This is a genomic window from Kitasatospora sp. NPDC029367 (genome assembly GCF_055569135.1).
This window is the reverse complement of record NZ_JBVHYH010000001.1, coordinates 212,858-239,251: the sequence shown is the minus strand read 5'-3', so window position 1 is coordinate 239,251 and position 26,394 is coordinate 212,858. Positions and strand designations below refer to the sequence as shown.

Sequence of the window (26,394 nt, the reverse complement as noted above, 5' to 3'; positions counted from 1 at the left end):
TATAGGGGACAGTCGCAAGGTCGACAAAACGATCACCATCGGGGGTGGGCGACCTCCGGCAAGCTGCTTCATGAAGTGAACACATTCGAGGGATTGACTCGCGTCGATCCTCCAAGCAATATCTGAGGAACGCACCGGTGCCCGCACCGCACTCAGGTGCGTGTTCGAGTCGTGAAGCGACTCGATCGAACTCCGGCTCCCGCGGGCCACTGCCCGGTCACCTCGACGCTGCGGTGACCAGGCCCGTAGGGTGCCCGGACCGGCGGCCGGCCGTAGAGGGTCGGCCCGGCCGCCACCAGACTGCCGGTGCCACCCCGTTCCGGGGCCAGGCACCGGCGGTCCCGGACCGGTGATCAGCCCTCGTCCGGGGCCCGCCCCACCGCTCGACCCCACCCGAGTCCCGCCCCGCCCCACCCTGTGGCCGCCCCGTCCCGTCCGACCGGACGTCCCCGCAGGTCGCACTGCGTGGATCGGTAGACTCGGCCAGCGTGTCCCTCCTCCTCAGCATCGTGCTCCCGGTCCACGGCGTGGAGCGGTACCTGCCGCGCTGCCTCGACTCGATCCTCGGCGAGACCCCCGCCGCCGAGACCCGCTTCGAGGTCATCGCGGTCGACGACCTCTCCCCCGACGGCTCCGGCGCGATCCTGGACGCCTACGCCGCCCGCGACCCCCGGCTGCGCGTGATGCACCTCACCGAGAACCAGGGCCTCGGCGGCGCCCGGGCCGCCGCCCTGCCGCAGGTGCGCGGCGAGTACGTCTGGTTCGTGGACAGCGACGACTGGCTGCCCGAGCGGACGGTCGGCGTGATCCTGGACGAGCTGGCGCAGGAGCGCCGCCGCGAGGCACCCGCCGACGTGCTGCTCACCGACTTCACCCACGTCTACCCGGACGGCGGGAGCGAGCCCAACCCCTGGCGGCACGTGCTGGTCGGCTCCCCGCTGGTCGAGGGCTGCACGGTGGCCGAGCACCCGGCGCTGTTCCAGACCGTGATGTCGGTGTGGAACAAGGTGTTCCGCCGCGCGTTCCTGGAGGGCCTCGGGGTCTCCTTCGGCCGCGGCTACTACGAGGACATCTCGGTCACCTACCCCGCGCTGCTGGCCGCCGGTCGGCTGCGCTACCTCGACCGCCCCTGCTACAACTACCGGCGCGGCCGGGACGGCGCGATCACCGCCACCGCCTCCCCCAAGCACGCCGACGTGTTCGCCCAGTACGACGCCATCTTCGCCTTCCTGGACCGGTGCGAGCTCCCGGACGGCCCCGGCCGGCCCGTCCCGCCGTCGCTGCGCACCCTGGTCTTCGACCGGACCGTCCGCCAGGCGCTGAACGTCTACGACACCCCCGGGCTGGTCCCGGTCGACCGGCGGCGGGACTACTTCCACCGGATCGCCGTGCACTTCGAGCGCCACCGCCCGGCCGACTACCGCTTCCCCGGCGGGGTGCGCGGCGTGCAGTACCGGCTGGCCGCGCGCGGCGCCCGGATCGCGTACGCCGAGCTGCGCCGCACCGGCCGCCTGCCGCGCGAACTCAGGCGCGGGGCGCGGGCGGTGGCCCCCGCGGTGAAGAAGGGCGTGCGCAGCGGTGCCCGGTTCACGGCGTACAACGCGTTCCGCCGCCTGCCGCTGGACGAGCACCTGGCGGTCTACGCCGCGTACTGGCACCGGGGTTACGCGTGCAACCCGGCGGCGATCTACGAGAAGGCGAAGGAACTCGCCCCGCAGATCCGCGGCGTGTGGGTGGTGGAGAACCGCCGGCAGGCCGACGCGATGCCGCCCGGCGTCCCGTACGTGATCGTCAACACCCCGGCGTACCTCAAGGCGATGGCGACCGCGAAGTACTTCGTGAACAACGTCAACTTCCCGCGCACGATGGCGAAGCGGCCGGGCACGGTGCACGTCCAGACCCAGCACGGCACCCCGCTCAAGGCGATGGGGATGGACCTGCGGGGCCGCCCCGAGGCCGCCGCCGAGGGGATGGACTTCGACCGGCTCCAGGAGGCCGTCGACCGCTGGGACTTCCTGGTCTCCTCCAACCCGCACACCAGCGAGCACTTCGCCCGGGCCTTCCCGGGCCGCTACGAGATGCTGGACGCCGGCTACCCGCGCAACGACCGGCTGGCCAACGCCACCCCGGCGGAGGTCCGGGCCATGCGCGAGCGGCTGGGCCTGCGGCCCGGCACCACGGCGGTGCTGTACGCGCCCACCCACCGCGGCGGCAAGGGCGGCTACGTGCCGCTGCTGGACGTGGCGGAGCTGGCCCGGCTGCTGGGCCCGCGGTTCACGCTGCTGGTGCGCACCCACTACTTCCACGCCGACGGCCCGGGCGACCTGACGGCCGGTGAGGACGCGGCGGAGATCGTGGACGTGTCGGCGCACCCGGTGGTCGAGGACCTCTACCTGGCCGCGGACGCGCTGGTGACGGACTACTCGTCGATGATGTTCGACTACGCGGTGCTGGACCGACCGGTCGTCATATTCGCCCCGGACTGGGAGGAGTACCAGCGCGAACGCGGGGTGTACTTCGACCTGTTCGCGCAGCCGCCGGGCGCGGTCACGGTCGACGTGGCGGGGCTGGCGCGGGCGCTGCGCGCGGGCGATCCGGAGCCGGAGGCGCGGAAGCGGTTCCGGGAGCGGTTCTGCGTCTGGGACGACGGCGGGGCGGCGGAGCGGGTGGTGCGGCGGGTGTTCCCGGTGGCGCCGACGGCCCCGACGGACGGGCTGCAGAACTAACGGCGAAGCAGGACGAACGACGGGGCCTGCGGCCGGGACCGGTGCCGCCGGTACGGCGACCGGCCCCGTCCGCGCGGGCTCAGCGCTGGCGGGCGGCCAGGAACTCCTCGAAGTCCAGGTAGCCCTGGTGACGGGTGTCCATCGCGTGGATCAGTGCCTCGGCCATCGAGATGGTGACGCTGTGGTCGCCCATCTCGTTGGCGGCCAGCGCGTACTCGGCCGGGGTGATCTTGCCGTCGCCGTTCTTGTCGAAACGGTCGAACATCTCCTTGATGGCCTCGACGCTCTCCATCGTTCCTCCTGGGTACTGCAAAGTCTTGCTCGGTTCGGACGGCCGTACCCTACCCGGCCGTGGTGTTCGCCACGGTCGGCGGGAGTGGACGGGCGCCCGGGTGGGTGTCGTAGTCTGCGGGTCTGATTGCTGGCCCGGACTCCTCCGGGGCGGTCGTTCGTCCAGGGAGGGAACCCGTGCTCGACCTCGCCACCAGGCTGGTGCTGAAACCCCTTTCACGGGGGATCTGGCGTCCGGCCATCGAGGGCATCGAGAACGTGCCGCGCAAGGGCGGGGTGATCCTCGCCAGCAACCACCTGTCGTTCATCGACAGCGTGGTGATCCCGCTCACCGCCCCGCGCCGGGTCCACTTCCTCGCCAAGGCCGAGTACTTCACCGGCACCGGGCTCAAGGGCCGGATCTCCAAGGGCTTCTTCGAGTCGATCGGCGCGGTTCCGGTCGAGCGCGGTACCTACCGCTCCGCCCAGGCCTCGCTGGAGTCGGCGCTGGAGATCCTGGAGGACGGCAAGGCGTTCGGCATCTACCCGGAGGGCACCCGGTCGCTGGACGGCCGGCTCTACCGGGGCAAGACGGGCGTGGCCTGGCTCGCGCTGACGGCGGGTGTCCCGGTCGTCCCGGTGGCCCTGGAGGGCCCGGAGCAGATCCTGCCGGTGGGCAAGCGGCTGCCGCGGATCAAGAAGGTGACCGTCCGCTTCGGCGAACCGCTGCACTTCGACGAGCTGCACGGGCAGGCGCGTTCGTTGAAGGCCCGTCGCCAGGTGACCGACGAGGTGATGGCGGCGATCCAGCGGCTCTCCGGCCAGGAGGTCGTGGAGAGCTACAACGAGGTGCCGAAGGCTGCTTGAGCGCCGAGCGCCGTAGGCGCCCCGCGCGGCCGGCCATCCGCGCCACGGGCGCTCCGCGCGGCCGGTACGACTACGCGTGACCGAGGGCGGCGTCCGTCAGGGACGCCGCCTCCGGCGTCTCCCGGCGCAGCAGCGCCGCGTACCGTCCGTCCAGTTCCACCAGCTCCTCGTGGGTGCCGAGTTCGACCACCCGGCCGCGGTCCAGGACGGCGATCTGGTCGGCGGAGCGGACGGTGGAGAGCCGGTGCGCGATGGTGATGGTGGTCCGGCCGGCGGCCAGGGTGTCCACGGCCTGCTGGACGGCATGTTCGGTGCGGTTGTCGAGCGCGCTGGTGGCCTCGTCCAGGATCAGTACGGGCGGGTTGCGCAGGATGGTGCGGGCGAGCGCGAGGCGCTGCTTCTCGCCGCCGGAGAAGCGGTAGCCGCGTTCGCCCACCAGGGTGTCGTAGCCGTCCGGGAGGGCGGAGATGGTGTCGTGGATCTGCGCGGCCCGGGCGGCCTCGACCAGTTCGGCGTCGCTGGCGCCGGGCTTGGCGAAGCGCAGGTTCTCGGCGACCGAGGCGTGGAAGAGGTAGGTCTCCTGGGAGACCACGCCGACCGCGCGGGCCAGGGTGTCGAAGGACAGCTCGCGCACGTCCACGCCGTCCAGGGTGACCCGGCCGCCGGTGACGTCGTACAGCCGCGGCACCAGGTAGCTGAGGGTGGTCTTGCCCGAACCGGTCTCGCCGACGACGGCCAGGGACGTCCCCGCCGGGACCTTGAGCTCGACGCCGTCCAGGGTGGGGCGCTCCTGCTCGGGGTCGTACCGGAAGTCGACGGCCTCGAAGCGGACCTCGCCGCGGATGTCGGCCAGGGTGACCGGGTGCGGCGCTTCGGCGATCTCCACCGGCAGGTCGAGGTACTCGAAGATGCGCTGGAAGAGCGCGAGCGAGGTCTGCACGTCCACGCCGGTGGAGAGCAGGCTGACGGTCGGGCGGAACAGGCCCTGCTGGAGGGTGACGAAGGCGACCAGGGTGCCGACCGAGACGATCGGCGCACCGGCGGCGGAGGTCAGTCCGGCCGCCCAGTAGATCAGCGCGGGCATCGCGGCCATCACGATCATGATGGTGTTCATCCGCCAGCGCCCGGCCATGCTGGAACGCACCTCGAGGTCGGCGAGCTGGTCGGACTGCTCGGTGAACTCCCGGGCCAGCGAGTCGGAACGGCCCATGGTGCGGCCGAGCAGGATGCCGCTGACCGACAGCGACTCCTGGACCGCCGAACTCATCGCGGCCAGCTGCTTCTGCCGCTCGGTGGTGATCTTCTTGCGCTCCTGGCCGACCCGGCGGCTGATCCAGACGAACAGCGGGAGCAGGACCAGCGAGACGACGGTCAGCCGCCAGTCGAGGGCGACCATGGCGACGATCGAGGCGATCACGGCGGTGAGGTTGGAGACCAGGCTGGTCGCGGTGGAGGTCACCGTGGACTGCATGCCGCCGATGTCGTTGGCGATCCGGGACTGCACCTCGCCGGTGCGGGTGCGGGTGAAGAAGGCCAGCGACTGCCGTTGCAGGTGGCCGTAGACGGAGGTGCGCAGGTCGTGCATGACGCGCTGGCCGACGGTGGTGGAGATCAGCGTCTGCAGCACGTTGAACACGCTGTTCACCACGGCGGTGAGGATCATCCCCAGCGCGAGCAGGCTGAGCAGCCCGGTGCGGCCCTGCGGGATGGCGGTGTCCAGCACGGCCTTGAGCAGGAACGGCGAGACGACGGACACCACGGCGGAGGCGGCGACCAGCAGCCCCACCGTGGCCAGCCGGCCCCGGTACGGGCGGAAGAGCGCGAGGATGCGGCGCCACTGGGCCGGCGGGCGGGGGGCGCCCTCGGCGCGTTCGGGCGGGGTCCAGTTGATGGCGGGCCTCAAGTACGGGCCTCCCTGGGTCGGGCGCGCCGGGGTGCGGGCGCGGACGGGGGTGCGGCGGCCGGACGGACACCAGCATAGCGAGAGTAGCTCATAGTTAGGCAAGCTAATAGTGAGGGTGGCTCTATTCCCTCGGGGTGGCTCTGTTCCCTCGCGCTGGAGCCGGCTCCGTCCGGCCGCCTCGGTCCGGCCGTCTCAGTTCATCCCGCCGTCGCGGTTGGTCCCGCCGTCCCGGTCCGTGCAGCCGTCTCAGTCCGTGCGGTACGTGCGCGCCGCCTTCGAGGACAAGCCGCCGAGCTTGCCGGACGGCAGCACCCGGGCGACCGCCACGGCCAACTTGTAGCGCTTGCCCGGCACGGACACCGAGCGGCCGCGGGCGAGGTCACGCACCGCCTCGTCCACCACCCGCTCGGCCGAGAGCCAGGACCAGGCAGGGATGTTGCCGGTGCCCATGCCCGCCCGCTGGTGGAACTCGGTCCGGGTGAAGCCCGGGCAGAGCGCCATCATCCGCACGCCCGTCCCGCCGAGGTCGCGCAGCACGCCCTGGGTGAAGCTGACCACCCAGGCCTTGCTCGCCCCGTACGTGCCGCGCGGCAGGAAGGCCGCCACCGAGGCGACGTTCACGATCGCGCCCCGGCCGCGCTCGCGCATCCCCGGCAGGGCGGCCGTGGTCAGCCGCAGGATCGCCTCGATGTGCACCTTGAGCATGTCCAGCTCGTCCTGGAGCGGGACGGTCCCGAAGGCGCCCTTGTTGCCGAAGCCGGCGTTGTTGATCAGGAGGTCCACCGGGCGGGAGGCGTCCGCGAGCCGGGCCTCGACGGCGGCGATGCCCTCGTCGGTCGCGAGGTCGGCGGTCAGCACCTCCGTCTCCGCGCCGTACTTGAGCTGCAGGTTCGCGCTCGCCCGCTCCAGGCGCTCGGTGTCGCGGGCCACCAGGACGAGGCGGTGGCCGCTACGGGCGAGCCGGCGCGCGAACGCGGCTCCGATGCCGGCGGTCGCGCCGGTGATCAAGGCTGTGGTCATGCCCAGACCGTACCGACTCACCGCAGCCACGCCCACACCCAGGGCAACGTCCCAGCTCAGCGAGGTGCGGATGCAGGCACCGGTTCGTGCTCGTAGTGTCGGACAGGGGCATCGCCCGACCGGGTGATGAACACCAGACGAGGAGGCACATCTGATGCTTACTCAGTTCCGGACCGAAACCGCTTCGGCGTCACGCAGCGCGACGCTCGCCGAGGCCGAGACACTCGCGAGCCTGATGGTGGAGGACGAGGCCGTCGTGTCCGACGCGCCCACGTACCTGCCGGAGGCCGCCGGCGCCGCCCTGCTGGCGGGCCTCCTGCTGCTCTCTCCGAAGGGCCCCAAGGAGAAGCCGACCCGCTAGCCGGGCCCGCAGGCTGCCGGGCCCCGCGCCTGCGCTGCGCCTGCGCCTGCGCCTGCGCCTGCGCTCAGCCTCTCGAACGTTCAGCGTTTCGAACGTTCAGCATCTCGTACGTTCAGCGTCTCGAAGGAGAACCACGACACCATGCCGTTCGCCGAGACCCCACTCCGTGACGAGTACGCCGCGGCGGTCGAGCGAGTGGCGGGCCGTACCCTCGACGCCCTCCGGGACGGCGGGGGCACGGCCGCGCTCGCGGACCCCGACACTGCCGCTCCCCGTCCGGTGCTGGCCGCCGTACGGGTGCTGGGCGCGGACGTGTTCGCCCCGCAGTTGATCTCCGGGGCCGAGCCCGACACCGCCACCGCCGCGCTGCTGGCCGAGGCTCGCCGGGCGCTCCCGGCACCGGCGCCCGCCTCCGAGGACGCGGCCCTCGTCATCGGCTGGCAGGACTGGGCGGCCGACCGGCTGCTCGCCCGCACGCCGTACGGGGACGGCGCACGGGCCGCCTCCCTGCCGCCCGCGCCCCCGTTCGACCGGGAACGGCTCGGCTGGCGGACCTGGTCCGCGCGGATGGCACAACTGTCCGTCCTCGCCCTGCCCGGCCTGGACGGCCCCGTGCACGACTCCGCCCGCGCGGGCACGCTCGACCTCGCCCGCGGCACCGTCCGCGCCATGCTGCGGCGCGACGCCACCACCTCCGTCCGACTCGCCCGCTGGCTCGCCTGGGCACAGGCCGACGGCCGGCCGCTGCGACTGGAGCTCGAGCCCGTCCTGGACCGGATCGACCAGGTCAATGACGGCACCGACCGATCCGGGCTCGAACTCGCCATAGCCCGGGCCCTGTCGAACGGGGCTCCGCGATGACCGACACCCAGATGACCGACACCCAGCTGCTCGCCACCGCCCAACAGCTCGGCTCCCGGTCCCTGGCCTGGCTGCACGCCGGCTACCGGAAGGGCTACGGCCGGCTCGAGGACAACACGATCATCGACCTCGCCGAACCGAACGACGTCTACAAGCCGCTCTGCGAAGTCGCCCTGGCCGCCTCGCTCGTGATGCGCGACGGCATCACCGGACCACGCGACACCGAGCTCGCGCGCGAGCTCCTCGAAACCGCCTGGGCCCAACTCCGGGACGGCGAGCTGCTGTACGAGCGGCAACTGCGGCACGTCACGGTCATCGACCCGCTGGAGACGTACGGCCACTTCGCCCGGGCCGGGTTCCGCCACGCCGCACTGGAGGAACTGCTCGACTCGCTCGGCCGTCTGCGCTCCGTGCACGCCGTCGAGATCCCGGCCAACCGCCGGCTCGCCCTGGCCAACGCCCGGCGGATCGCGGGGCTGGAACACCGTCCGGACTGGGACGCGCTCACCGGGGCCACCTGGCTCGGCGCCCTCCCCGAACCGTGGACCATCGCCTGGCTGATCGCCTACCACGTCACCCACACCGTCTTCCACGTCACCGACTGGGGCGCCCGGCCCGAGTGCCTGCCCGAACCGATGCGCGACTACCTGCGCGACTGGCTGCCGGTCTGGCTCGACATCTGGCTGGAGATCGAGCAGTGGGACCTCGCGGGCGAACTGTTGATCGTCGACTCGTGCATCGGCCGGCCCGTCACCGGCCGGATCGGCTGGGAGGCCCTGGCCGCCGTCCAGCAGCCGGACGGCCTGATTCCGTGCGAGGGGTCGGCGCCCGACTACGACGACCCGGAGGACGCCTTCCGCGATCACGGGCACACCGCCGTGGTCGGAGTGGTGGCCGCCACCGTGGCGCTCTCGCGTGCGCTCGGCGGCACTCCGGTGACCGGGTGAGCGACCTGGCCGCCGCGGTGGCGGCGGCGGTCCGGGCCGCCCAACCGCACGCCACCGCCGTCACGGTGGCCGTGGCACGCGGGGAGGCGGAGGAGGTGCACTGCCACGGACGGCTCGGACACGAGCCGACCGCGCCGCCGTGCACGCCGGACACCGTCTTCGAACTCGGCTCGGTGACCAAGACCTTCACCGCGCTGCTGCTGGCCGACATGGCCGTGCGTGGCGAACTCGCCCTGGACGACCCGATGGAGGACCGGCTTCCGCGCCACTGGCGCCCGGCGCGCGTCCGCTCGAGCGAACCGATCCGGCTGCTGCACCTGGCCACCCACACCTCCGGCCTGTCCCGCCTACCGCCGGGGCTGCTCGCGAGCGCCCTGCCGGCCTGGTCCAGCAACCCCTACGCCGCCTACGGCGACGAGCAGTTGAGGGACGGACTGGCCCGAACCACCGTACGCGGGAGACCGGGCAGCCGGTTCAGGTACTCCAACTACGGGGTCGCGCTCCTCGGCCGGGCGCTCGCCGAGACTGCGGGGATCCCGTACGAGCAGCTGCTCGCCGAACAAATCTGCCGACCGTTGGGGCTGCGCTCCACGGGCTGCGCACCGGACACCCCGGGGCGGGCCGTCGGACACCGACGCGGGCGGGCACTACCACCCTGGCGGATCCCCGGACTCCCGGGAGCCGGCGCGGTACGGGCCGGCGGGGCCGACCTGCTGCGCTATCTGAGGCTCCATCTCGACGGAGCAGAAGGCGAGTTGGGGGCAGCAGCGCGGGACGTCCAACGCTCGAGACTGCGGCTGCCGCACTCGACCGACCGGATCGGCCTGGTCTGGATGCACCGCCGCTCGGGCGACCGCGACCTCTACTTCCACTCCGGTGGCACCCGGGGGTTCACCGCCTTCGTCGGATTCTCACCGGAGGGATCGGCCGCCGTAGCCGCACTGGCCAACACCGGGCCGGCACTGAACGGACGGTTCGTGCAGGCCGGGTACGAGGTGCTGCGGGCCGCGAGCCGCGCCGGCTAGACGGCCACCGCCTTGGCCCGGTCGGCGGCGATGTGCACCGCCAGACCGGCGAGCACCGTGCCCATCACGTACCGCTGGACGCGCAGCCAGGCCGGGCGGCGGCCGAGGAAACCCGCGATACCGCCCGCGGTCATCGCGATCAGGCCGTTCACGCCGACCGCGATCACGATCTGGACCAGGCCCAGCACCAGGCTCTGCAGGGCGACGTGCCCGCGCTCGGGCGCCACGAACTGGGGCAGCAGCGAGACGTACATGATGGCGATCTTGGGGTTGAGCAGGCAGGTCAGGAAGCCCATCGCGAACAGGCGGCGCGGCGGGTCCGGCGGCAGCTGCTGCGGGGCGAACACCGCCGTGCCGCCGGGCTTGACCGCCTTCCAGGCCAGCCAGAGCAGGTAGCCGACACCGGCCAGCTTGATCCCGGTGTAGAGGGCGGGGACGACCGAGAAGACCGCAGCCACTCCGACCGTCACGGCGACCAGGTAGACCAGGAAGCCGGTCGCCACGCCGGTCAGCGAGACCAGGCCGGCCCGGCGGCCCTGGGATATCGAGCGCGACACCAGGTAGATCATGTTCGGCCCCGGGGACAGCGCCATGCCCAGCGCCACGGCGGCGATGCCGAGCACGGCGTGGCCGTCCACTGCGGATGTCAAGGTGTCCAGCGTGTCCAGCGCGTCCAGCTCGTCCATGCGAGGAGGCTAGGGCGCGGATCCCGCTCGATGCAATGATGGCTTTGCACTCGGTGCAATGTCTGCTCGGCGCAATCGCTGCGCGGTGTATCCATGCTCGGTGCGTCTCTGCTCGGTGCAGTGCCCCCTGGGCGCGAAGAAGGGGCTCGGAGACCGATGACCGACTACCACCTGATCGCGGACCGGGTCGCCGCCGACATCACGGCCGGAAGGCTGCGACCTGGCCAGCAGCTGCCCACCCAGCGGGCCTTCGCCCGTAGCCGGGGCATCGCCGCCTCGACCGCGGGCCGCGTCTACCGCGAACTGGCCCGGCGCGGGCTGACCGTCGGCGAGGTCGGGCGGGGCACCTTCGTCCGGGCCGGGCGCGGTACGGCGGCGGACGACGGACGGATCCCGCTCGCCGAACCGGCCGACGCGCCGATCGACCTGGAGCTCAACTACCCCACCACGCCCGAACAGTCCGAACTGCTGGCCGCCGCCCTGGCACCGCTGCTGCGGGCGGACGCGCTCGGCGAGGCGCTGCGGCCGGTGGGCGCGGCGGGGACGGCGGCCGCCCGGCGGGCCTTCGCGGAACTGCTGTCGACGGATGCGGGCGGCTGGGGCGCCGACCCGCGGGAGCTGCTGTTCGCGGGCAACGGGCGGCAGGCGGTCGCGGGGGCGCTCGCCGCACTGGTGCCACCCGGACAGCGGCTGGGGGTCGAGGCGCTGACGTACCCGGTGGTCAAGGCCGTGGCCGGGCAGTTGGGCATCCGGCTGGTGCCGCTCGCGGTCGACGAACACGGGCTGCGGCCCGACGCCCTGGCGGCGGCCCACCGCACGGCGCCGCTGAGCGCGGTGTACGTCCAGCCCCGGCTGCACAACCCGCTCGGCACCAGCCTGCCGCCCGAGCGGGCGGCCGCCCTGGCCGGGGAGCTGCGCCGACTGGACCTGCCGGTGGTCGAGGACGCGATCTGGTCCTTCCTGCGGCCCGGGTCGGCTCCGCTCGCCGCGCTGGCGCCCGAGCGGACGGTGCTGGTCGACAGCCTCTCCAAGCGGCTCGCCTCCGGACTGACCACCGGGGTCGCGGTCGTCCCGGACGGGCTGCGCGAGCGGGTCGCGGCGGCCCTGCGGGCCGGCGGGTGGGCGCCGAACGGCTTCGCGCTGGAGGCGGCGGTGCGCTGGATCGGGGACGGGACGCCGACCGCGGTGGCGGCGGCGAAGCGCGCGGACGCGACCGCCCGGCAGGCACTGGCCCGGGAGATGCTCCCCCGGCAGCGGCTGCGGACGGACCCGTGCTCGTACTACCTGTGGTGGGAACTGCCGGGGGCCTGGCGGGCGGAGACCTTCGTCGCCGCGGCCGCCCGGGCGGGCATCTCGATCACACCTGCGGCCGCCTTCGCGGTGGATCCGCGGAGCACCCCGTCCGCGGTGCGGGTGGGACTGGCCTCGCCGCCGTTGCCGGTGCTGGGGTGGGCGCTGGGGGTGCTGGCGGGGATCGCGGGTGGCGGGTGACAACTGACAGGTAACAGATAACAGCTGACAGATTTCGAAAGTTGTTATCTGTTATCCGTCATCTGAAATCTGTCAGCTGTTCGCTGTCAGCAGTCAGCTGTCACGCGCCGCCCGTCCGCCGCCCGCCGTCAGTCCCCCGCCCCCGTCCGTTCCCTCCGCACCGCCGTGTCGGCCGCGCCGCCGGCCCCGACGGCGCGCAGGCGGGAGGCGGCGGTGGCCGCGAGCTGCGGGGCGAGCTTGGCGACGTCGCGGGAGCCGACCACGGCGATCAGGCTCGGCAGCAGCCAGCGCACCGGCTGCATCCCGCGCAGCCATGCCTGGGCGTACACATGGGCGGAGCGCCGGGCGATACCGGCGACGATCCGGTCCACGGCCGGCTCCAGTGGGTACGTCTTGTTGGCCGGCCACGGCAGCCGGCTGCGCATCTGCTTGAGCACGGCATCCTCGTCGGCACCGCGCACCATGTCCGTGTCGGTCCAACTCAGATACCCCACACCGACCTTGACCCCCTGGTAGGCGACCTCGGCGCGGATCGAGTGGGCGAAGGCCTCCACCCCGGACTTGCTGGCGCAGTAGGCGCTCATCAGCGGCGCCGGGGTGAGTGCGGCGAGCGAGGCGATCTGCAGCAGGTAGCCGCGGCTCTCGGTGAGGGCCGGCAGGAAGGCCCGCGCGGTGGCGACACTGCCCAGCAGATTGACCTCGATCACTCGACTGAACGCCCGGTGGTCGCTGTCGGCGAGCGGTCCGCCGATCGCGATCCCGGCATTGGCGACCACGGTGTCGATCCGCCCGTAGTGCTCCTTGATCCGCTCGACGGTGGCGCCGAGCGCCTCCAGGTCGGTGACGTCCACCTCCCAGGCGGTCGCGTCGGCGCCGCACTGCGCCGCGACGGCCTTCAACTCCTCGGGCTCCAGGCCCAGTAGAGCGACCTTGGCCCCGCATCGGGCCAGCTTCCGGGCCAGCGAGGCACCGACCCCACGGGCGGCCCCGGTGACCACCACGACCTGTGCGGACAGCGGCGGGATGGCGTTCATGCGACGGTGGTCCTCTCGACGGCGGGGTCGACGGCAGGAGCGGAGGCAGGAGCGGAGGCAGCAGCAGGGACGGAAACGGTCTCGGTGGGCGCGCCCGCCAGATGGGCGCAGGCCATCCGGTGGATCTCGGCCGCGACCTCCGCCGGGCGCTCCAGCGGCGCCATGTGACCGACCCCGGGAAGCAGCAACAACCCCTGTGGATCGGCGAGTTCGGCGACCATCCGGTGGGCGTGCACCGGCGGGGTGAGCCGGTCGGCGGTGCCCACCACCACGGCGGTGGGGGCGGTGATCCGGCCGAGCCCGGCCCGTACGTCCAGCCGGTCGAGCACTCCGGCCCAGTGGTAGCGGACCGCGGTCGGGCAGGCGTGCACGATCCGGGCCGTCGCCTCGACCTGCCCGGCAGGTGAACTCGGCCCCATGGTCGCGTACTTGAGCGCGGCCCGACTCACTCCCGAGACCGGTCCGAGCGGCAACCGGGAGCGCAGCAGCTGCCGGTGCAGGAAGCGCCGCAGACCCGGGGCGCGCACGCCGTCCGGCAGGACGGTGAGCTCGGCGACCAGGTCGGCCGGGCCGGTGGAGATCAGGACGTTCGCGGCGGTGCGCTCGGCGACCTCGGGGCGGCCGCCGGCGGCCATGATGGTCATGCCACCCATGCTGTGCCCGGCCAGCACGGCCCGTTCCCCCGCCGGGACGGTCCGCGCGAGCACGGCGGCCAGGTCCTCGGCGAGCGCCCGGGTGGAGTAGCGGGCCCGGCTGGGCGGAATCTCGCTCTGCCCGTGGCCGCGCTGGTCGTAGGCCACCACCCGGTAGCGGTCGGAGAGTTCACGGATCACCGGGGCCCAGAAGGCGGTCGAGCAGGTCCAGCCGTGGGACAGCACCACGGTGGGCGCGCCGGGTTGGCCGTGCACCTCGGCGTGCAGCCGGATGCCGTCCGCCGACCGGATGCTCAACTCCTCGACGGGCGTGGGCGGAACGTACTCGGCGGGCAGTTGGACGGCACTCATGCGGTGGCCTCCTGGGCGGCGGTGGAAGCGACGGGACGGGCGGTGCTCGGTTCGGTGCGCATGATCAGCTCGTACTCACCCAGGTCGACCTTGCGGGTGGCGCGGCGGAAGGAGGTCGTGGAGCCGGGCCAGAGCACGGTGTTCTTGCCGTTCGGGTCCAGGTACCAGCTGCGGCAGCCGCCGGTGGTCCAGACGGTGCGGTCCATCCGGTGCTGGAGCTCCAGGTTCCACTGCCGCTGGGCCCGGACGGTGGGCTGCATGGCGGCGGCGCCCACCGTGTCGAGCGTGGTCAACGCGTCGATCATGTAGTTCAGTTGGGACTCGATCATGAGGATCATCGAGCTGTTGCCGAGGCCGGTGTTGGGGCCGATCACGAAGAAGAGGTTGGGGAAGCCGTGCACGGCCGAGCCGCGCAGGGCCTCCATACCGTCCTTCCACTCCTCCGCCAGACTGGTCCCGTTCACCCCGAACACCCGGGCACCGATGGGCATGTCGGTGACGTGGAAGCCGGTACCGAAGACGATCGCGTCGACCTCGTGCTCGCTGCCGTCGGCGGCCACCAGGGTGGAGCCGCGCAGTTCGCGCAGGCCGGAGGAGACGACCTCGGTGTTGGCCGCGGCGAGCGCCGGGTAGTACGTGTTGCTGAGCAGGATGCGCTTGCAGCCGATCCGGTAGTCCGGGGTGAGCCTGGCGCGCAGCGCGGGGTCGGCGACGCCCTGGGCGATGTGGCGCTCGGCGAGCTGCTGGACGACCCGCAGCAGCCCGGGGCGGCGCACGAAGGCGTCGACCTGCAGCTCGCGGAGCGCGAACAGGGTGCCGCGGCGGATCTTGGCGGTGACCGGCAGCCGGCCGTGCAGCCACTTCTCCAGCTGGCTGATTTCGCGGTCGCGGCGCGGCAGGACCCAGGCGGGGGTGCGCTGGAAGACGGTCAGCTTGCCGACCTTCGGCTGGATCGACGGGATGATCTGGGCGGCGGAGGCGCCGGTACCGACCATCGCCACGCGCTTGCCGGTCAGGTCGAAGTCGTGGTCCCAGCGGGAGGAGTGGAAGACCTTGCCGGGGAAGGTGCTCAGGCCGGGCAGGTCGGGGATCTGCGGGTCGGCGAGCGGTCCGGCGGCGGAGACGACGGCGTCGGCGGTCCACTGACCGGCCGAGGTGGTGATCCGCCAGCGGGTCCGCTCGGCCTCCCAACGGGCCTCCAGCACCTCGGCGTTGAAGCGCAGGTGCGGGCGGATTCCGAAGACGGTGGCGACCTTCTCCAGGTAGGCGCGGATGTCGGGCTGGCCGGAGAAGCTGCGCGGCCAGTCGGGGTTGGGCGCGAAGGAGAAGGAGTAGAGGTGCGAGGGTACGTCGCAGGCGCAGCCGGGGTAGCTGTTGTCGCGCCAGGTACCGCCGACCGAGTCCGCGCGCTCCAGCACGACGAAGTCGGTGATGCCGGCGCGGCGCAGCCGGACGGCCGCACCGAGGCCGCCGAAGCCGGAGCCGATCACCGCCACCCGCACGTGCGGTACGGCCTCCGCTGCGGCGCCGGGGTCGGGCGCCGTGGTCGCGCCGGGGCGGGGGCGCTTGCTGCTGGATGCCATGCGGCCTCCTCCTGAGGGTGGGGCGGTGGTCTTCACGCTCTTCCGGGGGCGGCGCCCTCGGAAACCTCCGGGGCCGCGCCCCGGAGCCCTGCCGATCGCGCCAGTAATCACTGGCATGGTGGGCAGGGTAGTCCTTGCTGACACCGGATGGAAGAAGCACGACAGCCCGGATCCACCGGAAGTCCCCGGAATTCCCGGAGGGCCCGCCGCCGACCTGACGGACCTATGCTGATCGCCGTGGACAAGGTCAGAGCTGCTGCGGACGACAGAAAACGCGAGTACCGGGTGGAGGAACTGGCCGAAGCGGCCGGGATCACCACCCGCACCCTGCGCTTCTACCGTGAGCGCAAACTGCTCCAACCGCCCCGCAAGGAGGGCCGGATCGCCTGGTACGGCGAGGAGCACCTGACCCGGCTGCGGATGATCGGCGAACTGCTCGACCGCGGCCACACCCTGGGCGGGATCGCCGAACTGATCGGCGCCGGCGAGAGCGGACGGGACGTCGCGGAGCTGATCGGGCTCGAAGCCGCGATCGTCGCCCCCTGGTCGGACGAGACCCCGGTGCGCCTGGAGTGGGACGAGCTCAAGGCCGCCTTCGGGGACCAGCTCACCGAGGAGAACACCGCCGAATCGATCGCCCAGGGCTACATCACGGTCGAGGAGGACGGGATCACCCACGTCAGCCGCCGGCTGATGGACGCCACCACCGAGCTGGTCGCCGAGGGCGTACCGCTCTCGGCCGTACTGGACGCCAGCCGGCGCACCCGGGAACACGTCGACGCCATCGCCGAGATCTTCATCGAGGTGGTCAGCGACCACCTGCTGAGCGTACTCTCCGCCGACACCCCGCTGGCACCGGGCGAGGCGGCCAAGCTCACCGAACGCATCCTGCGGGTACGGCCGCTCGCCCGCACCGTCGCCGACGCGCAGTTTACCCTCGCGATGGACCGCCGGGTGCGTGCCGAGTACGCCGAACTGCTGCGCCAGCGACGGGAGTACGGATCCGAGGCGTAGCGGGGCGGCTGGGCGGGCAGGGATTTCCGCGCCCCGTCAGTCCGTTGAGGAGCCGCCGATGCCCCGCACCCTCGGCCGTCGAACGCCCGATCGTCGAACTCCCAGTCGCCGCGCGGCACTCGGTCTCGCCGCCGGGCTCGCACCCGGCCTCCTGCTCGCCGCCTGCGGGCCCGACTCCCCCACGCCGGGCGGCGGTTCGACGGGCTCCGGCGGCACCCGGACCGTCCAGCACGCGCGCGGCACGAGCACCGTTCCGGACCGGGCCGCGCGGGTGGTGGCGCTGGACACGGACGCCCTCGACTCGGTGGTCACCCTCGGACTGAGCCCGGTCGGCGCCACCACCGTCAGCGAGGGCGCGCCCTTCCCCGGGTACCTCCCCACCGAGCGGCTGGCCGGGACGAAGGCGGTCGGCACGATCGGCCAGCCCAACCTGGAGGCGATCGCGGCGCTGCGGCCCGATCTCATCCTCAGCAACCAGGTCCGCGACGACAAGCGGTACGACCAGTTGTCCAGGATCGCTCCGACCGTACTGTCCAGGACCACCGGCCCGACCTGGAAGGAGAACGTCCGGCTGCACGCCGAGGCGATGGGCCGCGGGGCCGAGGCCGAGGCGGCGGACGCGGCGTACCGAGCCAAGGTGCGGAACCTCGTGACCGCACTGGGCGGGCCGGCCAGGGCGGCGGCCACCCGGGTCGAGATGGCCCGCTTCCTGGCCGGCGCGCCCACCCGGCTCTACCTCGACGACACCTTCGTCGGCTCGCTGTTCAAGGACCTCGGGCTCGGCCGCCCGGCCAACCAGGGCAAGCCGGGGTTCTCGCTGGAGATCAGCCCCGAGCAGGTGGACCAGGCGGCGGCCGACGTCATCTTCTACTCGGTGTACGGGGACCCGGCGAAGTCCGACCGGACCCGGATCACCGAGGGAGCGCTGTGGAAGAACATCGACGCCGTCCGCAACGGCCGGGTGTACCAGGTGGACGACAGCCTCTGGATGCTCGGCATCGGCTACACCGGGGCCGGGCTGATCCTGGACCAGATCCGCAAGGACCTGGTGTGACGGCCGGCGGGTGGGGGCTGACAGTTCACAGAGGACGGCTGGCGGCTGACAGATCACAGCGAACAGATTTCAGATAACAGATGTTGAAATCTGTGATCTGTTCGCTGTGATCTGTTCGCTGCTACTTGTCAGCCGTCACCGGCCGGCCCCGTCAGCCGTCCACCGCCCCCGGCGCCAGCGCGGGCGACGGGAAGACGTGCCGGGCCTCGCCGCCCGCCCACCAGACACCGATCGCGAACACCGCCGTCGCCTCCAGCAGCCCCGCCCGGTCCAGGCCGCCGCAGTGCACCGGCGTGCAGCCCATCGAAGCCACCAGCTCGGCGGTCAGGGCCGCAGCCGATCGATCGTCCGCGCAGTACGGGACGCCGAGCGACGCCCCCTCGAAGCGGGGCCGTGGCAGCGACCAGATGCTGTCGTGGCAGATGCCGAACGCCTTCACCACCCGCGCCGCCGGGGCCGCCGAGGCGAGCCGCCGGGCCATGGAGTCGGCGGCTCCCGCCGTGGTCAGCGCCGGCCCGTCCGGGCCCGGGGCCATCGGGACGGTGCAGTCCAACAGGACCCGTCCGGCCAGTTCGTCCGCCAGCGACGCGACCACCGGCTCCGCCGCCCCGGCCGGAAGCGCGACCAGCACCGCCTGCCCGAACCGCGCCGCCTCCACGGGTTCGCCGCCGCCCGCGGCCCCGATCGCCCCGGCGAGCTTCCGTGCCGCCGCCGCGTCCCGACCACCCACCACCACTTCGTGCCCGGCCCGTACCCACGCCCCGCCCAGTGCGCCCGCCATGGCGCCGGTACCGAGAATGCCGATCCGCATGGTCCATCCACTCCTCATCACGTGAAATGCCGCGCCCGGACGCTAGCCGGGTCGATGCACACCGCCGGGTAGGCAACGGACAGGGCAGGATGGACCCATGCGGAACGAAGGCGTCAGCGACGAGCGATCGGGGGGCGGGCCAGGCAGCGGGCCGGGCGGCGATGCGGGGTTCGCCGCGGACTGCCGCGCCCGACTCGCCTTCGAGGTGATCGCCAACCGCTGGGACAGCGTGGTGCTGTACGTCCTCGGCGAGGGCGGACCGATGCGCCCGCGCACCCTGCTGGACCGGATCGGCGGCCTCAGCCCGAAGGTGCTCAACGAAACGCTGCGGCGACTGGAGTACAACGGCCTGGTGGAGCGCCACCGTTACGCCGAGGCCCCGCCGCGCGTCGACTACGCCCTGACCGACGCGGGCACCGCCCTGCTCGACCCGATCCGCGCCCTCGGCACCTGGGCGGAGACCCACGCGGACGCCGTCCTCGCCGCCCAGGAGAGGTACGAACACAAAGCCAATTGACGGTACGTCGGCTAAGTCCTCCTGTCGGTCCCGCGTGCCATCCTCCTCGTGCACCCACGACAACCGGAGGCACCCGTGCACACCGATCTGGACGAACTGGAAGTCCTCACCCTCTTCGTGACGGACGTCCCCGCCGCGAAGGCCTTCTACCAGGAGGTATTCGGCCTGCCGGTGGTCCACGAGGACGACGCCTCGGCCGTCCTCCGACTGCGGAACCTGCTGCTCAACCTGCTGGCGGCGGACCAGGCGCCCGAGCTGGTGGAGCCCGCGCCGGTGGCAGCGCCCGCCGTGGGGGTGCGGGCGCTGCTGACCGTCCGGGTCCCGGACGTGGACGCGGTCTGCGCCCAACTGGCAGAGCGCGGCGTCGCGTTGCTCAACGGCCCGGTGGACCGCCCGTGGGGCCGCCGGACGGCCGCCTTCGCCGACCCGGCGGGTCACGTGTGGGAGGTCGCCCAGGACCTCACCTGACCCGCCTGCCCCGCGCCCCACCCGCCACGCCCGACGCGCACAACGACGGGAGCGACGGTGGTCCGCACACCGTCGCCCCCGCCGTCCGACCCGGCCGTTCGGCACCCACAGTCCGACCGGGCCCTGCTCGGACGCGCCCCGGGCCGGGCCTGCCCAACTCAGGCCCGACCCGGTTCAGGCCCGAGTCAGTTGACGTTGACCGCGGTCCAGGTGGCCGCCACCGCGTTGTACTCAGTGCTGTTCGCGCCGTACAGGTCCGACGCCGCGCTCAGGGTGGCCGCACGGGCGCCCGCGTAGTCGGTCGTCGAGGTGAAGTACACGGTCAGCGCCCGGTACCAGATCTGCGCGGCCTTGTCCCGGCCGATGCCGGCGAGCGAGGAGCCGTCCGCCGTGGGGCTGTTGTAGTTGAACCCGTTGATCGTCTTCGCGCCGCTGCCCTCGGACAGCAGGTAGAAGAAGTGGTTCGCCACACCGGACGAGTAGTGCACGTCCAGGTTGCCGACGTTGGCGTCCCAGTAGTCGGCCGAGGAACCGTCCTTGCTGGGCTGGTCCATGTAGCGCAGCGGGCTGCCGTCGCCGCGCAGGTTGATCAGCTCGCCGATCTGGTAGTTCGGCGGGTTGGAGGGCAGGTTGGCGTACCACTCCACCATGGTGCCCATGATGTCGGAGGTGGCCTCGTTGAGGCCGCCGGACTCGCCCGAGTAGTTCAGGCTGGCGGTCGCCGCGGTGACGCCGTGGGTCATCTCGTGGCCGGCCACGTCGATCTCGGTGAGCGGCGCGCTGTTGTTGTTGCCGTCGCCGTACGACATGCAGAAGCAGTCGTCGCTCCAGAACGCGTTGACGTAGTTGGAGCCGTAGTGCACCCGGCTGAGGGCGCCGACGCCGTCGTTGCGGATGCCGTTGCGGCTGAACGTGTTCTTGTAGAAGTCCCAGGTGGTGGCGGCGCCGAACTGGGCGTCCACGGCGGCGGATTCGCGGCTGTTGTTGGTGCCGTCGCCGAAGCTGTTGCTGGGGTTGGCGAACAGCGACCCGCTGCCCGACTCGCTGTTGTTCATGTCCGTGGTGGACTGGCCGCCGCGGCTGGTGTCCTTGAGCTCGAACTGCGAGCCGTTCTCATTGGTGTTGAGGGGGACCTGGCCGACGAAGATGCCGTTGCCGGTACCGGCGGCGGTCTCGATCTTCTCGTGGGTGGAGAGGACCTTGCCGTCGGCCGCGTCGGTGACCAGGATCTGGGCGCTCGGGGTGCCGTCGGCGCGCACGCCCTCGACGGTGGTCCGGTAGGCCAGGCGCGGGTTGCCGTCGGTGGCCCAGACGACCAGCTCGGCCTTGCCGACCTGGTGCACGCCGGCGATCGGGGACTCGTCGGAGTCGATGGTCTGGCCGATGGTGGCCTTGACCGTGCCGGAGGCCTGGTCGGCGGCCTTGTCCGCGGGGATCTTCGGAGTCAGGCTCGGCAGCGCGATCCGGGCGGAGACGGCCCTGTCCACCGACTTCACGGCGCCGCCGGGCTTCTGGTGGACGACCAGGTCGCCGCCGATCACCGGGAGGCCCGCGTAGGTGCGCTCGAAGCGCAGGTGACGGGTGCCGTCCTGGTCGACGACGGCGTCCTTGGCCACCAGCTTCTCCTGGCCGCCGAGGCCGAGCGCCTGGGCGAGCGGGGTGGACTGGCCGTTGGCCACGGCGAGCACGGCCGCGTGCTGCGAGGCGGCCTGTGCCTGCAGCGACGGGGACGCGGGGGCGGCCTGGGCGGCGGTGGTGGCCACCTGGATGACACCGGTCAGCATGGCCGTGGCCGAAAGCACGGCAACAGCGGCGAGCTTACGCTTCAACGTAAGAGTCCTTCCGGGAAACCGCGTCTGGGCGCGGTCGCGCCGCGCTCCGGGGGCCGGGGTCGGCACCTGTGGGGCGGAGCGGGCGCTGACGTGCAGGAACCCCGTGCGGTCGAGCGGCTTGCCACCGAGGGGTGGGGGTGGGGGGCTACCGCTGGGGGGTGACCAGAAGCATGACAATCCAGCAGGTGAATTGACAGGTCTGCATCAGTGATTGGCCAGGTCTCGCCAGTTGGTAAAGGGATTCAAAAGGCGGTCGAACCAGGGCAATTCGAGCGACCTTGCAGGGGGTTCCGATCCGAACCAGGCCCGATCGCCTGCGCCGACGGCGGGCCGGCCACCGACGGTCGGTCGGGGTGTCAATACCGATGACCGGCCGATCGACTTTTACATCCTTGTAGAAGTTTCCATACATACCCTTGACGCCCCAGTGGCGAGGTCCCGCCACCGAACGCCCTTGCCCGCCGGGGTGACGGCCTGATAGAGGCCGGCACCCCGGTGACCGGGCGCCTACGCGCCGTACTCCCTTGCGGCGGCCAGCAGTTGGCGCAACGAGGGGTTCACCATCGGACGGCCGGCCACACTCACCGTCGGCACGGTCTCGTTGCCGTCCGCGACCGAACGCACGAAGGCGGCCGCGTCCTGGTCCTTCCAGATGTTGACCCGGGTGAAGCGGCGGCTGTACCGCAGACGGGTGAAGAGCAAGCCGAACCGCAGCTTCATGCAGTAGGTGCACAAGGGGCGCCAGTAGAGCACCACTTCGCCGGTCCCGGCCACCCCGTCCGCCGTCGCACCGCTCGCCGCGTCCGTCACTGCAACCTCCACTCCTGCGCCGTGTTCCCGGGTGTGCACGCGACCATGGTGAGCTCGTTGCCGGGGCCGTTGTCCGTCATGCACGACTGGTTCTGGTAGTCGGCCAGCGTGTACGAGCCCGGGGTGCTGCCGTTGCGGACCGTCCACCGGGTGAGGAAGCTGAACCCGTTGCTCAGCACGACCTTGCCGTCCATGGTCTGGACCAGCTGCGGGCCGCCGTTGTTGCAGGCATTGAACACGATCCAGCTGCCCGGGTCGGTGGCGCGCACCCAGCCGTACTGCGAGGCACCGCCGAGGACGATCGGGTTGTCGCCGTTCAGGTTGTCGTTGCGCATCCCGATCGGGCGGCCGTTCCTGACGCTGACGATGGTGCTCCAGCTGCTGCCGCCGCAGGACGCGGGACGGGCGGCCGCCGACGGGGCGGACGGGTTGCCGCCCGCCGACGAACCGCCCGCACCGCCCGAACCCCCGGAACCGGCCGAACCTCCCGAGCCGCCTGAACCGCCGCCCTGGGAGGCCGGGTTGCCGGGCTTGGCGGGCGACTGGTCCGCCGCCGTACCCCCGCCCGCGGGCTGGCCGCCCGAAGCCCCACCGGCCGCCGCGCCGCCACCGGGGTTCGAGCCGCCGCGCCCCTGGGAGCCGCTGCCGCCCTGCGCCGGTACGGGAACGGGCAGTTGGGTACCGGGCGGCAGCCCGCCGCCGGTGGCCTGCTGGTCGGCGGTCGGGGTGGCCGACGGGGTGTCGGTCGGTGACGGCGTGGCGGGTCCGGAGCCGGCCGCGGAGGTGGTGGCCGGGACCGCCGGGACCGTCACCACCACGGTGGGCTGGGCAGCCGGTGGCACGGCCGCGTCGGACCGGCCGGGGCCGCGGTCGACCAGCAGCACCGTCGCCGTGCCCATCGAGATCACGATCGGGACGACGACCGGGAGCAGCAGGGTACGGCGCGAGCGGCGTCGGCCCGGCTCGGTCTCCGCCTGCGGGTCCATCCGCACGACCTGCTCCGGACCGACCGGGGCGGCCGCGGCAGCGGCCCCCGCCGGCACGACGGCGGCGCCGCGGTTCGGAGCACCGGCCGGGTCGGCGGGTGCGGCGCCAGATTCGGCGCCAGATGCGGCACCGGCTTCGGCACCGGCCTTGGGAGCCGCCGAAGGTACGGCCCCGGCCCCGCCGCCGACACCGCCCGCCCCGGCCCCGCCGGCGTCCGCCCGCAGGTCGATCGTCCCGCTGTCCGCCGCCTTCCGCGCCGCCCCCGGCAGCCCGATCGCCACCCGGGCCGCCGCCGCCATTCCGGCCGCGCTCTCGAAGCGGTCCTCGGGCTGCTTGGCCAGCGCGGTGGCGATCAGCGCCCGGACCGCCGCCGGGAAGGTCTCCGGCAGCTCCGGTACCGGCTGGTTGACGTGCTTGAGCGCGACCTGCAGCGGCCCCTCGCCCTGGTACGGCACCCGACCGACCAGCAGCTCGTAGCCGACCACGCCGATCGAGTACAGGTCGGAGGCCGGGCCGATGGCCTCCCCCGAGGCCTGCTCGGGGGACATGTAGGCCGCGGTGCCGATGACCGCGTACGGCGCGGTGAGCTTGGTGCTGGCGACGGCCCGGGCGATGCCGAAGTCGGTGATCACGACCCCGCCGTCCTCGCGCACCATCAGGTTGGAGGGCTTGAGGTCGCGGTGCACGATCCCCCGCCGGTGGGCGGCGTGCAGCGCGTCCAGGGCGTCGGCGAGCAGGCGCAGCGCGCGCTCGGCGCTCATCGGACCGTCGTCCTCGAGCACCCGGTCCAGCGGCCGGCCCTCGATCAGGTCCATCACGATGTACGCGCAGCGGGCGTCGTCGCCGTCCCCGCCGCTCTCCCCGTAGTCGTGCACGCCCACGATGCCGGGGTGGTCGACCGCGGCGACCAGCTGGGCCTCACGGCGGAACCGCTGGAGGCCGGTGCCGTCCTCGAACAGGTCCGCGCGGAGGATCTTCACGGCGACCGGCCGGGCCAGCACCCCGTCCTCGGCCCGCCAGACCGCCCCCATCCCCCCGCCGCCGACCTTCTCGACCAGCGTGTACCGCCCGCCGAGCACAGTGCCCGCGCTACTCATCTCCCCTGCCCCCAGGTGTCATGACCCTCCCCGCCGGGTCGTCGGCACACAGTGTGCCAGAGCGTGCCGCGGGCTCAGCAGCCGCTGTGAGAAGGGAGATTGACCCCGGGAGTCAGGCCTTCCGGGCGATTCGGACCTGCCGGGACACCGCGCGGACGGCCTCGGCGACCACCCCCGGCCGGTCCTGGTGGACGGCGTGCCCGGCTCCGGGCACCACCAGGTGGACGCCGAGGGAGGCACCGGCCGTGATCCGCGCCTGGGCGGCGGTGAAGCGGGCCCGCAGCCCGCGGGGCAGCCCGAGCGTCGCGCTCAGCACGGTGACCGGCACCTCGGGCGACGGCCCGGCGGCCCGGCGACGGCGGAGCTGCCCGGTCGCCCGGTTCGACAGCCGGTTCTCGGCCAGTACGGCCCGCCGCTGGTGGGGGTGGGCGAGGACAGCCGCCTCGGCCCGGGCCGCCGCGTTGCCCGGGCCCGGCACATCACGGGTGCCCGGCACGTCACCTGTGCCCGGCGCGGCGGGCACCCGCGCCGCCCGGAACAGCCCGATCCGCAGCAATCCGATCCGGACCAGCTCGATCCGGAGCAGCAGTGACTCGATCACGCTGATCGCCCGTGGCCGGAAGTCCTCGTGCGCCGGATCGACCAGGACCAGTCCGGCCACCAGCTCCGGCCGTTCCCTGGCCAGGAGTTGGGCCAGTTGCCCGCCCCAGCTGTGCCCGACCAGCACGGCCGGCCCGGCGTCGAGGTGCCGCACCAGCGCGGCCAGGTCCGCGACCTGCGTGTCCAGGGTCGGGGTCGGAGCGCGGTCGGGTTCGCTGGCGCCGAGCCCGGCCCGGTCGTACGCCACGACCCTGGCCCGCCCGGCGAGTTCGGGCAGCAGCGGGGCCCAGGTGAGCGAGCTGGTGCCCATCCCGGCGACCAGGACGACCGGCGGACCGCCGCCCGTCCCGGGCCCCGTTTCCAGCCAGCGCAACGCCCGTCCGTCACGGTCGAGTTCGCCCCGCCGCACGCCGCCGGGCAGCTGCTCGGCCAGCGCCTCGGCGATGACCTGCTGAACTCCGGTCAGGGCCGGTGCCCGGCCGGTTCGCCCACTCCACCTGCTGGTTGCCACTTCCGCTCCCCCGGTCGGCCACAACGGCGGGGCCACTCTACGTCCCTACGTCTCTCCGGCTACTGCCGGACGGGGTGCCGGGGCGGCGAACCGGAGTGCTACGCCGGTAGGTTGCGCTTCAACAGGTCGAACAGCGCCGACCAGTGCCGGGCGTCACCGCCCGCGTGGTACCGGGTGGTGTCAGCCTGGGTGTAGCCGTGTCCGGCGCCCTCGTACACCTCCGTCCGGTGGCGGACCCCGGCGGCGGTGAGGGCCTCGTCGAGCCGGGCGATCTGCTCGGGCGGCATCGACTCGTCCTGGTCGGCGTGGCCGAAGTGCAGCTCCGCGGTGATGCGTTCGGCGCGCAGGTGCGGGCTGTCCGGGCGGTCGGTGGCGAGGTGGCCGCCGTGGAAGGCGCCGACCGCGGCGATCCGGTCCGGGTGGCTGACGGCGGCGCTCAGGGCCAGGTAGGCGCCGAGGCAGTAGCCGGTGACGCCGATCGGGCCGTCCTGGACCAGCGGGGACTCCTCGAACCAGGCCAGGAAGCCGTTCGCGTCACGCGCGGCCGTCTCCGGGTTGCTGGCGCCGAAGAGCAGCGGGCCGAGCTGGGCGAAGATCTCGTCGCACTGCTCGATGTCGATCATCTCGGGCAGTTCCACCAGCGGGGCGCGGCCGCTGCGGTAGTAGAGGTTGGGGACGAGGACGGTGTAACCGGCCTCGGCGATCCGCTCGGCCATGGCCTTCAGGTGGGGCCGGAGCCCGAAGGCGTCCTGGTAGAGCAGCACGCCGGGGCGGGGCAGGCCGTCATCGGGGTGGGTGAGGTAGGCGTCGGCGACGCCGTCTGCTGTCGGAATGTCCACGAGGGTTCCGCGCACGGTCATGGGTGAAAGCTCTCCTTGGGGTCGCGGGCAGCGTAGCCGCTGCGGACCCGGAACC

The 26,394-nt window shown here is 72.8% G+C and carries 24 protein-coding genes; 11 read left to right on the top strand and 13 right to left on the bottom strand.

Annotation, left to right across the window (positions count from 1 at the left end; all coding sequences use genetic code 11):
• Window positions 1–488: 488 nt before the first annotated feature.
• Window positions 489–2,726, top strand: a complete 2,238-nt coding sequence (locus tag ACZ4W5_RS01125) for a bifunctional glycosyltransferase/CDP-glycerol:glycerophosphate glycerophosphotransferase (RefSeq protein WP_465651912.1) — start codon at window positions 489–491, stop codon at window positions 2,724–2,726.
• 79 nt (window positions 2,727–2,805) lie between these two features.
• Here ACZ4W5_RS01125 and ACZ4W5_RS01120 read toward each other — a convergent pair whose 3' ends face one another.
• On the bottom strand, window positions 2,806–3,018 hold the full coding sequence (locus ACZ4W5_RS01120) for an EF-hand domain-containing protein (protein ID WP_350504210.1): 213 nt from the start codon (window positions 3,016–3,018) through the stop codon (window positions 2,806–2,808).
• A gap of 176 nt (window positions 3,019–3,194) precedes the next feature.
• On the opposite strand from ACZ4W5_RS01120, the gene ACZ4W5_RS01115 reads away from it, so the two are divergent.
• A complete protein-coding gene (locus ACZ4W5_RS01115) occupies window positions 3,195–3,863 on the top strand; it encodes a lysophospholipid acyltransferase family protein (RefSeq protein ID WP_402478039.1) in 669 nt (222 codons plus the stop codon).
• 70 nt (window positions 3,864–3,933) lie between these two features.
• On the opposite strand, the gene ACZ4W5_RS01110 is transcribed toward ACZ4W5_RS01115, so the two are convergent.
• Complete coding sequence (locus ACZ4W5_RS01110) at window positions 3,934–5,766, bottom strand: ABC transporter ATP-binding protein (protein ID WP_465651910.1); 1,833 nt, start codon at window positions 5,764–5,766, stop codon at window positions 3,934–3,936.
• 246 nt (window positions 5,767–6,012) lie between these two features.
• On the bottom strand, window positions 6,013–6,786 hold the full coding sequence (locus ACZ4W5_RS01105; RefSeq protein ID WP_465651908.1) for an SDR family NAD(P)-dependent oxidoreductase: 774 nt from the start codon (window positions 6,784–6,786) through the stop codon (window positions 6,013–6,015).
• Window positions 6,787–6,940: 154 nt separating this feature from the next.
• Between ACZ4W5_RS01105 and ACZ4W5_RS01100 the strand changes: the two genes are divergently transcribed.
• The 4 genes from ACZ4W5_RS01100 to ACZ4W5_RS01085 all read left to right on the top strand — a co-directional run bounded on the left by ACZ4W5_RS01100 (window position 6,941) and on the right by ACZ4W5_RS01085 (window position 9,980).
• Window positions 6,941–7,147 carry a hypothetical protein gene (locus ACZ4W5_RS01100; RefSeq protein WP_360229756.1) on the top strand — a complete coding sequence of 69 codons (207 nt, stop codon included), beginning with the start codon at window positions 6,941–6,943 and terminating at the stop codon, window positions 7,145–7,147.
• 141 nt (window positions 7,148–7,288) lie between these two features.
• On the top strand, window positions 7,289–8,008 hold the full coding sequence (locus tag ACZ4W5_RS01095; RefSeq protein ID WP_465651905.1) for a hypothetical protein: 720 nt from the start codon (window positions 7,289–7,291) through the stop codon (window positions 8,006–8,008).
• Window positions 8,005–8,955, top strand: a complete 951-nt coding sequence (locus ACZ4W5_RS01090; protein ID WP_465651903.1) for a DUF6895 family protein — start codon at window positions 8,005–8,007, stop codon at window positions 8,953–8,955. The genes ACZ4W5_RS01095 and ACZ4W5_RS01090 overlap by 4 nt, the downstream gene beginning before the upstream one ends.
• The gene (locus ACZ4W5_RS01085; RefSeq protein ID WP_465651901.1) at window positions 8,952–9,980 is read left to right on the top strand and encodes a serine hydrolase domain-containing protein; all 1,029 of its coding nucleotides are present in this window, start codon (window positions 8,952–8,954) and stop codon (window positions 9,978–9,980) included. Before ACZ4W5_RS01090 ends, ACZ4W5_RS01085 begins: the two co-directional genes overlap by 4 nt.
• Here the strand turns inward: ACZ4W5_RS01085 and ACZ4W5_RS01080 are convergent.
• Window positions 9,977–10,666 carry a LysE family translocator gene (locus tag ACZ4W5_RS01080; protein WP_465651899.1) on the bottom strand — a complete coding sequence of 230 codons (690 nt, stop codon included), beginning with the start codon at window positions 10,664–10,666 and terminating at the stop codon, window positions 9,977–9,979. The two genes, ACZ4W5_RS01085 and ACZ4W5_RS01080, sit on opposite strands and share 4 nt — an antisense overlap.
• 156 nt (window positions 10,667–10,822) lie before the next feature.
• On the opposite strand from ACZ4W5_RS01080, the gene ACZ4W5_RS01075 reads away from it, so the two are divergent.
• Window positions 10,823–12,157 (top strand): aminotransferase-like domain-containing protein, encoded by a 1,335-nt coding sequence (locus ACZ4W5_RS01075; RefSeq protein ID WP_465651897.1) that lies wholly within the window; start codon window positions 10,823–10,825, stop codon window positions 12,155–12,157.
• Window positions 12,158–12,285: 128 nt separating this feature from the next.
• On the opposite strand, the gene ACZ4W5_RS01070 is transcribed toward ACZ4W5_RS01075, so the two are convergent.
• Genes ACZ4W5_RS01070 through ACZ4W5_RS01060 form a run of 3 tightly spaced genes read right to left on the bottom strand, consistent with a single transcriptional unit; the run spans window position 12,286 to window position 15,778 of the window.
• Window positions 12,286–13,191 carry an SDR family oxidoreductase gene (locus tag ACZ4W5_RS01070; RefSeq protein ID WP_465651895.1) on the bottom strand — a complete coding sequence of 302 codons (906 nt, stop codon included), beginning with the start codon at window positions 13,189–13,191 and terminating at the stop codon, window positions 12,286–12,288.
• Window positions 13,188–14,195, bottom strand: a complete 1,008-nt coding sequence (locus ACZ4W5_RS01065) for an alpha/beta fold hydrolase (protein WP_465651893.1) — start codon at window positions 14,193–14,195, stop codon at window positions 13,188–13,190. Before ACZ4W5_RS01065 ends, ACZ4W5_RS01070 begins: the two co-directional genes overlap by 4 nt.
• Window positions 14,192–15,778, bottom strand: a complete 1,587-nt coding sequence (locus ACZ4W5_RS01060) for a flavin-containing monooxygenase (protein ID WP_465651891.1) — start codon at window positions 15,776–15,778, stop codon at window positions 14,192–14,194. Before ACZ4W5_RS01060 ends, ACZ4W5_RS01065 begins: the two co-directional genes overlap by 4 nt.
• A 225-nt stretch (window positions 15,779–16,003) precedes the next feature.
• Between ACZ4W5_RS01060 and ACZ4W5_RS01055 the strand changes: the two genes are divergently transcribed.
• Both ACZ4W5_RS01055 and ACZ4W5_RS01050 read left to right on the top strand, forming a co-directional pair.
• Window positions 16,004–16,792 carry a MerR family transcriptional regulator gene (locus tag ACZ4W5_RS01055; RefSeq protein WP_402478069.1) on the top strand — a complete coding sequence of 263 codons (789 nt, stop codon included), beginning with the start codon at window positions 16,004–16,006 and terminating at the stop codon, window positions 16,790–16,792.
• 58 nt (window positions 16,793–16,850) lie between these two features.
• On the top strand, window positions 16,851–17,846 hold the full coding sequence (locus tag ACZ4W5_RS01050) for an ABC transporter substrate-binding protein (RefSeq protein ID WP_465651889.1): 996 nt from the start codon (window positions 16,851–16,853) through the stop codon (window positions 17,844–17,846).
• A 151-nt stretch (window positions 17,847–17,997) separates the two neighbouring features.
• On the opposite strand, the gene ACZ4W5_RS01045 is transcribed toward ACZ4W5_RS01050, so the two are convergent.
• Window positions 17,998–18,657, bottom strand: a complete 660-nt coding sequence (locus tag ACZ4W5_RS01045; protein WP_465651887.1) for an NADPH-dependent F420 reductase — start codon at window positions 18,655–18,657, stop codon at window positions 17,998–18,000.
• A gap of 97 nt (window positions 18,658–18,754) precedes the next feature.
• Here ACZ4W5_RS01045 and ACZ4W5_RS01040 point away from each other — a divergent pair, with 97 nt between their 5' ends.
• Window positions 18,755–19,174, top strand: coding sequence for a winged helix-turn-helix transcriptional regulator (locus ACZ4W5_RS01040; protein ID WP_465651885.1), 420 nt, complete (start codon window positions 18,755–18,757; stop codon window positions 19,172–19,174).
• A gap of 75 nt (window positions 19,175–19,249) precedes the next feature.
• Window positions 19,250–19,642 (top strand): VOC family protein, encoded by a 393-nt coding sequence (locus tag ACZ4W5_RS01035; RefSeq protein ID WP_465651883.1) that lies wholly within the window; start codon window positions 19,250–19,252, stop codon window positions 19,640–19,642.
• Between the two features lie 185 nt (window positions 19,643–19,827).
• Here the strand turns inward: ACZ4W5_RS01035 and ACZ4W5_RS01030 are convergent, their stop codons facing one another.
• The 5 genes from ACZ4W5_RS01030 to ACZ4W5_RS01010 all read right to left on the bottom strand — a co-directional run bounded on the left by ACZ4W5_RS01030 (window position 19,828) and on the right by ACZ4W5_RS01010 (window position 26,339).
• Entirely contained in the window at window positions 19,828–21,426 is a 1,599-nt protein-coding gene (locus ACZ4W5_RS01030; protein ID WP_465652200.1) for a M4 family metallopeptidase, read from the bottom strand.
• A 555-nt stretch (window positions 21,427–21,981) separates the two neighbouring features.
• On the bottom strand, window positions 21,982–22,284 hold the full coding sequence (locus ACZ4W5_RS01025) for a glutaredoxin domain-containing protein (RefSeq protein WP_360229784.1): 303 nt from the start codon (window positions 22,282–22,284) through the stop codon (window positions 21,982–21,984).
• A complete protein-coding gene (locus tag ACZ4W5_RS01020) occupies window positions 22,281–24,368 on the bottom strand; it encodes a serine/threonine-protein kinase (RefSeq protein ID WP_465651881.1) in 2,088 nt (695 codons plus the stop codon). The genes ACZ4W5_RS01025 and ACZ4W5_RS01020 overlap by 4 nt, the downstream gene beginning before the upstream one ends.
• Window positions 24,369–24,480: 112 nt before the next feature.
• A complete protein-coding gene (locus tag ACZ4W5_RS01015; RefSeq protein ID WP_465651879.1) occupies window positions 24,481–25,479 on the bottom strand; it encodes an alpha/beta fold hydrolase in 999 nt (332 codons plus the stop codon).
• Window positions 25,480–25,577: 98 nt separating this feature from the next.
• A complete protein-coding gene (locus ACZ4W5_RS01010) occupies window positions 25,578–26,339 on the bottom strand; it encodes a dienelactone hydrolase family protein (RefSeq protein WP_465651877.1) in 762 nt (253 codons plus the stop codon).
• Between the last annotated feature and the right edge of the window lie 55 nt (window positions 26,340–26,394).